Source organism: Kitasatospora sp. NPDC058184, from assembly GCF_042883725.1.
Taxonomy (GTDB): domain Bacteria; phylum Actinomycetota; class Actinomycetes; order Streptomycetales; family Streptomycetaceae; genus Kitasatospora.
Genome location: NZ_JBHVVE010000002.1, coordinates 18,193 through 27,898, shown reverse-complemented (window position 1 = coordinate 27,898; position 9,706 = coordinate 18,193). Strand labels below are relative to the sequence as shown.

Below are 9,706 nucleotides of genomic sequence, written 5' to 3'. Positions count from 1 at the left end.
ACACCCTGCTCGCCCGCGGCCGGATCGACGAGGCCTGGCAGCTGGCCAACGACTCCGGCTTCCACCCGCCGTACCACGCGACCGCCATGGTGCTGCAGGACGCCGCCTCGTTGTACGGCAAGCTGCTGGTCGCCAAGACCCGCAACGCGGGCGCGGCCGCCGCGCTCACCGAGGCGGGCTCCCAGCTGGAGATCCGCGGCTGGCGCAACACCGTCTGGGCGCCCTGGGCCGGCCACCTCGCCATCGCGATCGCGGGCGACGAGCCCGAGCGTGCCCGGGAGTACGCCCAGAAGGCGGTCCATGACGCGCGGGCCTTCGGCACCGCCTCGGCGATCGGCAGCGCGCTGCGGCTGTACGCGCGGATCGAGCACGGCCGACAGGCGGTCGAGCTGCTGGAGGAGGCCGTGGCGTACCTCGGGCAGTCCCCGGCCGGCTACGAGCACGCCGTCGCGCTGGTCGACCTCGGGGCCGCGCTGCGCCGGGTCGGCCGGCTGGACGACGCCCAGGAGTGCCTGTACCAGGGCATCGAGCTGGCCCAGCACTGCTCGGCGGAGGGGCTGGTCGACCGGGCGCGACAGGAACTCGCCAACTACGGCCTGCGGCCCAACCGGGTGGGGCTGCGCGACTTCCGGGACACCCTGGAGACGCTCAGCAGCTCGGAGTGGGAGGTCGCCAAGCGGGCCGTGCAGGGCGTGCCGCCGCAGCGGATCGCCGACGAGCTCGGGGTGCCGATCGGAATCGTCAACCGGCGGCTGGCGGCGGTCTACCGCAAGGCGGGCAGCGGGCCGGACGGCCTGGCCTCGGCGCTCGGGCTGCCGCCGCAGCAGCGGGACCTGGGGCGGCTGGGGGACCTGAACGACTAGGCGGGCGAGGGGCGGGTGCCGGGCGCGGCGGTCAGCGCCCGGCGGTCGGGTCCGGCGCCCGGTGAGCGTGGCGGGCGCCCGGTGGTGGACGGCGGCGCGCGGGGCGGCGCGTGGGCTGGTGGAAGCGCCCCCGCTGCCGCCGCCGTCGCTAGGCTGACGGACACGGGGCTGCCGCGGCGCCCCCTCGACGGACCCGGAACCGGGCGGCCGCGGTGCAACGCCCGCCGCCAGTGAGGAGCAGGCCAATGGCGAGCGAGGCCACCAGCGTGCGGCAGGAACCCCTGGACCCTTCGGGCGCGGGTGCCGCGATCGAGCGCTGGACGCTCACGGCCGGCCCGTACGAGGCGAGCGTGCTCACCCTCGGGGCGACCCTGCACACCCTGAGCGCACCGGACCGCTCCGGCCGCTCCGCCCAACTGCTGCTTGCCACCGACCGGTTGTCCGAGATCCTCGGCCCGGCCCGGCACTACGGCACGGTGGTGGGCCGGTACGCCAACCGGATCGACCGCTCGTCGGTCACCATCGACGGCGAGGAGCACCAGCTCGCTCCGACCGGCGGCGGCATGACCATCCACGGCGGTCCGGACGGCTTCGCGCACCGGATGTGGGCGGCCGAACCGGTCGAGGGCGGGGTGCGGCTGGCGCTGCACAGCCCGGACGGGGACCAGGGCTTCCCCGGCGCGTTGGACGTCACCGTCACGTACACCCTGGACGCCTCCGGCGAGCTGGTGATCGCCTACCGTGCCGTCACCAGCAAGCCGACCGTCGTCAACCTGACCAACCACGCGTACTTCAACCTCGCGGGTGAAGGCAGCGGCGACGTCCTGGGCCACCTGCTCACCCTGGACGCCGACGCGTACACCCCGGCCGACGAGCGGCAGATCCCGTACGGCCGGACCGAGCCGGTGGCCGGCACGCCGTTCGACTTCACGGCGGCCACGCCGATCGGCAAGTCGGTGCACGACGAGCACCCTCAGCTGGCCGGGCCCGGCGGCTACGACCACAACTGGGTGCTGCGCGCCCGTCCCGCGGACGGGGCCCCGGCGCGGGCCGCGCTGCTGGAGGACCCGGTCAGCGGCCGCACCCTGGAGGTGCTGACCACCGAGCCGGGCATCCAGGTCTACACGGCGAACAAGTTCCAGGGCGCGGTCACCGGCGCGAGCGGCGTCCCGTACGGGCCGTTCGCCGGGATCGCCCTGGAGACCCAGCACTTCCCGGACTCCCCGCACCACCCGGCGTTCCCCAGCACGGAGCTGCGGCCGGGGGAGGAGTTCCGCTCGACCACCGTGCTCCGGCTGGGGATCCATCAGTAGGACCGGTGGGACCGAACCGACGGGTGGGACCGAACCGACGGCTGGGACCGACCGGCAGGGCTGATCAGGAGGACCGGCCGGCCGGGGCCGGCGCTACGGCCGCAGGTCCCGGCGCATGCAGAGCCGGGGCCAGCGGTCCAGGCCGTGCTCGGCCTCCTTGTGGCGGATCTCCCGCAGGCCCGGCGTGAGTTCCTCCTCGGCCAGCGGCCGGAAGCCGCAGCGGGCGTAGTAGGGGGCGTTCCAGGGGACCTCAACGAAGGTCGTGAGGGTGAGCGCCGGGGCGTCGGCGGTTTCGGCGAGGTGCTCGATCAGCGCCCGGCCGATGCCGCGGCGGGCGTGGTCGGGGTGCACGGAGACCTGTTCGATGTGGAGGGCGCCGTCCACCGGTTCGGCGAGCAGGTAGGCGGCGACGGTTCCGTCGGGGGCCTCGGCGAGCAGGGCGACGCCCCGCTCCAGGTAGTGCGCCAGCTCCTCGGGTGCGGGGGGTTCGTCCTCGGCGATCTCCGGCATGCCGATCGCGGCGAAGGGTGCGCCGGCGGCCCGCTCCAGCTCGGCGAGCAGCGGAAGTTCGTCCCTGGTGACGGCTCTGATTCGCATGCGTCCAGTCTGCTGCAGAGCGTTTCCGGCCACGCACGGTGGTTCCGTCGGCCAGCCCACGGAGGGGTGAATCGGGCGAAACGGGGCAATCGGTGCCGCCGTCAACTACCGAGTGGCTACGTCCAGGACACGCGGGCGTAACGATCGCGGTTTCTTGCAGAAACTTGCTGCAAGGACTTTCCGTCCCTCTTGCGCCGCTGTTAACTTCCTTCCCGAGCCCGACGGCAGCAACGGTGCGGTCGGCACGAGGCAGCCATTATGCGCCTGTCTCGGAACATCTCGGGCACCCCCACCCTCCCTAGGAGTTCTCATGCGGCGTGGCATCGCGGCCTCTGCCCTCGTTGTGGCCCTCGCGGTCTCGATGGCTGCCTGTGGCAGCAGCGGCTCCAGCTCCGACGGCAAGGCCGACGGGCCGGTCACCCTCACGTACTGGGACACGTCGAACGCCACCAACGAGGCGCCGAACTACCAGGAGCTCGTCAAGAAGTTCGAGGCTGCGAACCCGACCGTCAAGGTCGACTTCGTCAACGTGCCGTTCGACCAGGCGCAGAACAAGCTGCAGACCGCCATGGGGGCCAAGGGTGCTCCGGACGTGTTCCGCTCCGAGGTCGGCTGGACCGCCGCCTTCGCCAAGGCCGGCTTCCTGGAGCCGCTGGACGGCACCCCGGCCGCCGCCGACACCTCCGCCTTCCAGCCGAGCCTGATCCAGCAGGCCAAGTACGAGGGCAAGCTGTACGGCGTTCCGCTGGTGACCGACACGCTCGGCCTGCTCTACAACAAGGAGCTGTTCACCAAGGCCGGCATCACCGAGGCGCCGAAGACCTGGGACGAGCTGAAGGCCGACGCCGCCGCCGTCAAGGAGAAGGCCGGCGTGGACGGCTTCTGGCTGAAGGCCGCGGACGGCTACTACGCGATGCCGTTCCTGTACGGCGAGGGCACCGACACCGTCGACGCCGCTGGCAAGAAGATCAGCGTCGCCTCGCCGGAGGCCGTCAAGGCCGTCGAGACCTACAAGACGATGTTCACCTCGCCCGGCACCGTCAAGGCCGACGTCACCACCGACGCCTACGCCCACATGATGGACGCCTTCAACAGCGGCAAGGTCGCGGCGATCGTCCAGGGCCCCTGGGAGATCACCAACATCTACAAGGGCTCGGCCTTCGCCGACAAGAACAACCTCGGCATCGCCGCCGTCCCGGCCGGCTCCAGCGGCAAGGCCGCCGCTCCCACCGGTGGTCACAACATCGCCGTGTACGCGGGTGCCGACAAGGCCCACAAGGCCGCCGCGGAGAAGTTCGCCGCCTTCATGACCTCGGCCGAGAGCCAGGCGTTCATCGCGCAGAAGAACTCCACCCTGCCGACCCGCTCCGACGCCTTCACCGCCGACGTCAAGGCCGACCCGGGCATCGCCGGCTTTCAGGCCGTGCTGAGCAGCGCCAAGCCGCGCCCCGAACTGCCCGAGTACAGCTCGCTGTTCGCCTCGCTGAGCACCAACCTGGGCAAGGCCGTCCAGGGTACGAGCACCCAGGACGCGCTGAACACCGTCTCCACCGACTACGCCAAGCTCCTGCCGGGCTTCGCCAAGTAGTCCCTGTGCCCGGCCCGCCGGTCGACGGGTGACAGCGGACGAGGAGCGGCCGAACGCGTGACGGCGAACGAATAACAGAGAACAGATTTCATCACCTGTCAGTTGTTCGCCGTCCGTCGTTCGGCGCCGCCCCTCACCTGTCGCCCCCCGGAGGGCCGGGCCGTCGGCTCCCCCCGAGAATCCCCCCGAGAAGGTGCAAACGATGTCAGTCGCCGTGCAGGGCGCCACCGGCAAGGGCAGCCGGGAGCGCGAGCAGCGTCCGGGCCTGCTGGAACGCGTCAAGCGGTCCTACGCCAAGCACTGGTACGCCTACGCGATGATCGCCCCGGTCGTGCTGGTGCTCGGCGTGCTGGTGCTCTACCCGCTCGCCGAGGGCATCTGGCTCACCCTCACCGACGCCAACAGCCTCAACATGGCGCGCAAGATCGGCGTCAACGAGATCCCGGCGACCTACCAGTTCGTCGGCTTCCACAACTACACCGACATCCTGTGGGGCCCGGGCTCGTACGACCGCTTCTGGTCGCACTTCGTCTGGACCATCGCCTGGACGGCCGTCTGCGTCTTCCTGCACTACACCCTCGGGCTCGGCCTCGCGCTGCTGCTCAACCAGAAGCTGCGCGGCCGCGCCGCCTACCGGATGCTGCTCATCCTGCCGTGGGCCGTACCGACCTTCGTCACCGTCTTCTCCTGGCGGCTGATGCTCGCCGACGGCGGCGTCGTCAACAGCATCCTCTCCTTCCTGCACCTGCCCGAGCCGGGCTGGCTCACCGAGCCGTGGGCGCAGAAGGCGGCCGCGATCATGGTGAACACCTGGGCCGGCGTGCCGTTCATGATGATCTCGCTGCTCGGCGGCCTCCAGTCGATCCCGGCCGAGCTGTACGAGGCCGCCGAGATGGACGGCGCCACCGCCTGGCAGCGCTTCCGGTACGTCACCCTGCCCGGTCTGCGCTCCGTCTCCTCCACGGTCGTGCTGCTCGGCGTGATCTGGACGTTCAACCAGTTCAACGTGATCTTCCTGCTGTTCGGCACCGGCGCCCCCGACGCCCAGCTGCTGGTCACCTGGGCGTACCGCCTCGGCTTCGGCCAGATCCCGCGGGACTACGCGCAGTCCGCCGCCTACGGCGTGATCCTGCTGTCCATCCTGATCGTCTTCACCGCCTTCTACCGGCGCTGGCTCGCCCGCAACGAGCAGGCCAACGGCTGAGGCCCCGGACCCAGTTGACCCACGAAGGCAGGTACCCCCGATGAGCACCACCACCGAACTCCCGGCCCGTGCGGCGGCCCCGGCCCCGGCGGCCCGGCCCGCCAAGGTCCGCCGCCGCGGCGAGCGCAGCCCGCTGGCCCGGGCGCTGTCCCACGGCACCCTGATCCTGGCCGGCCTGATCGCGCTGTTCCCGGTCGCGTGGATCCTGTTCGTCTCGCTCGGCCCGGACAAGACCGACTACCTCCACCCCGGCCAGATCCTCGACAAGCTGACGCTGTCGAACTACCAGCACGTGCTGTCCGACACCGACTTCTTCACCTGGTTCGGCAACGCCCTGCTGGTCTCCGGGGTCACCACCGTGTTCGGCGTGATGCTCGCCGCCACCACCGGCTACGCCGTCTCCCGGATGAAGTTCCCCGGGCACAAGCCGCTGATGTGGTCGCTGCTGGTCACCCAGATGTTCCCGATCGCGGTGCTGATCGTCCCGATGTACACGATGCTCTCCGAACTCGGCCTGCTGGACAGCTACACCGGCCTGATCCTGGTCTACTCGACCACCACCGTGCCGTACTGCGCCTGGCTGCTGAAGGGCTACTTCGACACCATCCCGGTGGAGATCGACGAGGCCGGCCGGGTCGACGGGCTCAGCCCGTTCGGCACCTTCTGGCGGCTGGTGCTGCCGCTCGCCCGCCCGGGCCTGGCGGTGGCGGCCTTCTACTCGTTCCTCACCTACTGGGCCGAGGTGCCGTTCGCCTCCACGTTCATGCTCAGCTCCGACAAGTACACGCTGGCCGTGGGCCTGCAGACCTTCGTCAGCGAGCACGACGCCCAGTGGAACCTGATGGCCGCGACCGCCGTGCTGATCGCGATCCCGTCCGCGGCCTTCTTCTACCTGGTGCAGCGCCACCTGGTCACCGGTCTGACCGCCGGCGCCTCCAAGTCGTAGCGCGCCACCGCGTCGTCACGCACCACCCGCAACGCCGCCGCTCCCGACCACGTCGTCACGCGCCTCCACGTCCCGGCGCCTTCCGCTCCTCTAGTCCCCAAGGGATACCGTCCATGACCCAGAACCTGGCCGACACCTCCCGGCCTGCCGCCGACACCGCTCACGAGGCGAACGTCAGCGCGTCCAGAGGCTGGTGGCGGGACGCGGTCATCTACCAGGTGTACCCGCGCAGCTTCGCCGACTCCAACGGCGACGGCATGGGCGACCTGCCCGGCGTCCGCAGCCGCCTGCCCTACCTGCGCGACCTCGGGGTGGACGCGGTCTGGCTGTCGCCGTTCTACGCCTCGCCGCAGGCGGACGCCGGCTACGACGTCGCCGACTACCGCGCCGTGGACCCGATGTTCGGCACCCTGCTGGACGCCGACGCCCTCATCCGGGACGCCCACGACCTGGGCCTGCGGATCATCGTCGACCTCGTCCCCAACCACTCCTCGGACCAGCACGAGTGGTTCCAGCGCGCCCTGCGGGAGGGCCCCGGCTCCCCGCTGCGCGACCGCTACCACTTCCGCCCCGGCAAGGGCGAGCAGGGTGAACTCCCGCCCAACGACTGGGAGTCCATTTTCGGCGGCCCGGCCTGGACCCGCAGCGAGAACCCGGACGGCACCCCCGGCGACTGGTACCTGCACCTGTTCGCCCCGGAGCAGCCCGACTTCAACTGGGAGAACCAGGCCGTCGCCGACGAGTTCCGCTCGATCCTGCGGTTCTGGCTCGACATGGGCGTGGACGGCTTCCGCATCGACGTCGCCCATGGCCTGGTCAAGGCCCCCGGCCTGCCCGACCTCGGCGGCGCCGACCAGCTGAAGCTGCTCGGCAACGACGTCATGCCGTTCTTCGACCAGGACGGCGTGCACGAGATCTACCGCAGCTGGCGCACGATCCTCGACGAGTACCCGGGGCAGCGGATCGGCGTCGCCGAGGCCTGGACCCCGACCGTCCAGCGCACCGCCAACTACGTCCGCCCCGACGAGCTGCACCAGGCCTTCAACTTCCAGTACCTGGGCACCGGTTGGGAGGCCGCCACGCTGCGTGAGGTGATCGACCTCTCGCTCGACTCGATGCGCCCGGTCGACGCCCCCACCACCTGGGTGCTGTCCAACCACGACGTCACCCGGCACGCCACCCGGTTCGCCAACGAGCCCGGCCTCGGCACCCAGATCCGCACCCCCGGCGACCGGGCGCTCGGCCTGCGCCGCGCCCGCGCCGCCACCCTGCTGATGCTCGCGCTGCCCGGCTCGGCATACGTCTACCAGGGCGAGGAGCTCGGCCTGCCGGACGTCACCGACCTGCCCGACGAGGTCCGCCAGGACCCGTCCTTCTTCCGCCAGGCCGGCCAGGACGGCTACCGCGACGGCTGCCGCGTCCCGATCCCGTGGTCCGGCACCGAGGCCCCGTACGGCTTCGGCCCGGTGGCCGGCGGGCCGTCCTGGCTGCCGCAGCCGGCCGAGTGGGCCGAGCTGAGCGTCGAGGCGCAGACCGGCGACCCGAACTCCACCCTGGAGCTCTACCGCAGCGCGCTGGCCGTCCGCCGGGCCCAGCCCGACCTCGGCGCCGGCACCGGGGTCGAGTGGCTGGAGAGCCCCGAGGGCACCCTGGCGTTCCGCCGCGGCGCCTTCGTCTGCACCGTGAACACCACCGGCGAGCCGGTGCGGATCGCGGCCCCGGGCACGCTGCTGCTCGCCTCGACCGACCTCGTGGTGGACGGCGGCGAGACGGTGCTCGCTCCGGACAGCACCGGCTGGTGGGCGGTCTGACGTGGTTGGAATAGGCTCTGGGACCGTGACTACGGCGCGACTCTCAGACATCGCGGCGCAGGCGGGGGTCAGCGAAGCCACCGTCTCCCGCGTGCTCAACGGCAAGGCGAACGTTTCCGCCGCCACCCGGCAGACCGTGCTGGCGGCACTCGACGTGCTCGGGTACGAGCGGCCGACCCGCCTTCGCCAGCGCAGCGCCGGGCTGATCGGCCTGATCACGCCGGAGCTCAGCAACCCGATCTTCCCGGCGCTGGCCCAGGTGATCGAGCAGGTGCTCAGCCGGCACGGCTACACCCCGGTGCTGTGCACCCAGACGCCGGGCGGGTCCACCGAGGACGAACTGGTGGACATGCTGGTGGACCGGGGCGTGGCGGGCATCGTCTTCGTCTCCGGCCTGCACGCCGACACCACCGCCGACCACGACCGCTACGCCCGGCTGGCCGGGCGCGGGGTGCCGTTCGTGCTGATCAACGGCTACAGCGAGAAGATCGACGCGCCGTTCATCTCGCCGGACGACCGCGCCGCGATGTGGATGGCCGTCCAGCACCTGGCCGAACTCGGGCACGAGCGGATCGGGCTGGCCGTCGGTCAGCGCCGGTACGTACCGGTGCTGCGCAAGATCGAGGGCTTCACGGCGGCGATGCGCGAGGTGCTCGGGCTCGGCCGGGAGGAAGCCGAGAACCTCGTCCACCACACGCTGTTCAGCGTGGAGGGCGGGCACGCGGCGGCCGGCGCGCTGCTCGACAAGGGCTGCACGGCGATCGTCTGCGGGAGCGACATGATGGCGCTCGGGGCGATCCGGGCGGTGCGGCAGCGCGGGCTGTCGGTGCCGCAGGACGTGTCGGTGGTCGGCTTCGACGACTCGCCGCTGATCGCCTTCACCGAGCCGCCGTTGACCACGATCCGCCAGCCGGTCGAGGCGATGGCCACGGCGGCGGTGGACGCGCTGCTGGAGGAGGTCGGCGGGAACGCCGCCCAGCGCGGCGAGTTCATGTTCCAGCCGGAGCTGGTGATGCGCGGGTCCACCGGGGCCTGCGCGCGCTGAACCCCGGCCGCCACGGCCGTCGGACGGGCCCCGGAGGGCGATCGCTCTCCGGGGCCCGTCGGCGTGCGCGCGGTCGGCCGTGGCGGGCCGTGGCAGGCCGTGCCGGGCCATGGGGTGGCTCAGCCCTCCTGGGCGGTAGGGCGGTCGGCGGTCAGGCGGTGCCCGTCGGCGGCCTCGCCGGTACGGGTCTCGGTGCGGCGGCCGCGGGCCAGGTAGTCGCGCAGGACCAGTTCGACGGCGTCCTGGGGGCTCTTGGTGCCGGAAAGCATCATCGCGTCGATCGCGAGGTTCGCGTCGAGGGTGACGGTGACCTGGGCCATGTGACTCCTCCTCGGGTGC

At 71.8% G+C, this 9,706-nt stretch carries 9 protein-coding genes; 7 read left to right on the top strand and 2 right to left on the bottom strand.

The features are described 5' to 3' along the window. Both ACFVXH_RS03385 and ACFVXH_RS03380 read left to right on the top strand, forming a co-directional pair. On the top strand, positions 1 to 863 hold an 863-nt coding region (locus ACFVXH_RS03385), incomplete at its 5' end, for a helix-turn-helix transcriptional regulator (RefSeq protein ID WP_387819924.1). A 245-nt stretch (positions 864 to 1,108) separates the two neighbouring features. Further along, the gene (locus ACFVXH_RS03380) at positions 1,109 to 2,176 is read left to right on the top strand and encodes an aldose epimerase family protein (protein ID WP_387819922.1); all 1,068 of its coding nucleotides are present in this window, start codon (positions 1,109 to 1,111) and stop codon (positions 2,174 to 2,176) included. A 93-nt stretch (positions 2,177 to 2,269) separates the two neighbouring features. On the opposite strand, the gene ACFVXH_RS03375 is transcribed toward ACFVXH_RS03380, so the two are convergent. Further along, on the bottom strand, positions 2,270 to 2,773 hold the full coding sequence (locus ACFVXH_RS03375) for a GNAT family N-acetyltransferase (RefSeq protein WP_387819920.1): 504 nt from the start codon (positions 2,771 to 2,773) through the stop codon (positions 2,270 to 2,272). A 310-nt stretch (positions 2,774 to 3,083) separates the two neighbouring features. Here ACFVXH_RS03375 and ACFVXH_RS03370 point away from each other — a divergent pair, with 310 nt between their 5' ends. From ACFVXH_RS03370 to ACFVXH_RS03350, 5 genes are all read left to right on the top strand, one after another. Next, a complete protein-coding gene (locus ACFVXH_RS03370) occupies positions 3,084 to 4,361 on the top strand; it encodes an extracellular solute-binding protein (RefSeq protein ID WP_387819918.1) in 1,278 nt (425 codons plus the stop codon). Positions 4,362 to 4,563: 202 nt separating this feature from the next. Then, positions 4,564 to 5,565: a carbohydrate ABC transporter permease gene (locus ACFVXH_RS03365; RefSeq protein ID WP_074004382.1), complete on the top strand. Its 1,002-nt coding sequence runs from the start codon at positions 4,564 to 4,566 to the stop codon at positions 5,563 to 5,565. Positions 5,566 to 5,605: 40 nt separating this feature from the next. After that, positions 5,606 to 6,511, top strand: coding sequence for a sugar ABC transporter permease (locus ACFVXH_RS03360; protein ID WP_049650565.1), 906 nt, complete (start codon positions 5,606 to 5,608; stop codon positions 6,509 to 6,511). 113 nt (positions 6,512 to 6,624) lie between these two features. Next, entirely contained in the window at positions 6,625 to 8,322 is a 1,698-nt protein-coding gene (locus ACFVXH_RS03355; protein WP_074004383.1) for a glycoside hydrolase family 13 protein, read from the top strand. Between the two features lie 25 nt (positions 8,323 to 8,347). Further along, the gene (locus ACFVXH_RS03350; protein WP_181970866.1) at positions 8,348 to 9,367 is read left to right on the top strand and encodes a LacI family DNA-binding transcriptional regulator; all 1,020 of its coding nucleotides are present in this window, start codon (positions 8,348 to 8,350) and stop codon (positions 9,365 to 9,367) included. A gap of 119 nt (positions 9,368 to 9,486) precedes the next feature. Here the strand turns inward: ACFVXH_RS03350 and ACFVXH_RS03345 are convergent, their stop codons facing one another. After that, on the bottom strand, positions 9,487 to 9,687 hold the full coding sequence (locus ACFVXH_RS03345) for a hypothetical protein (RefSeq protein WP_117492512.1): 201 nt from the start codon (positions 9,685 to 9,687) through the stop codon (positions 9,487 to 9,489). Positions 9,688 to 9,706 lie beyond the last annotated feature (19 nt).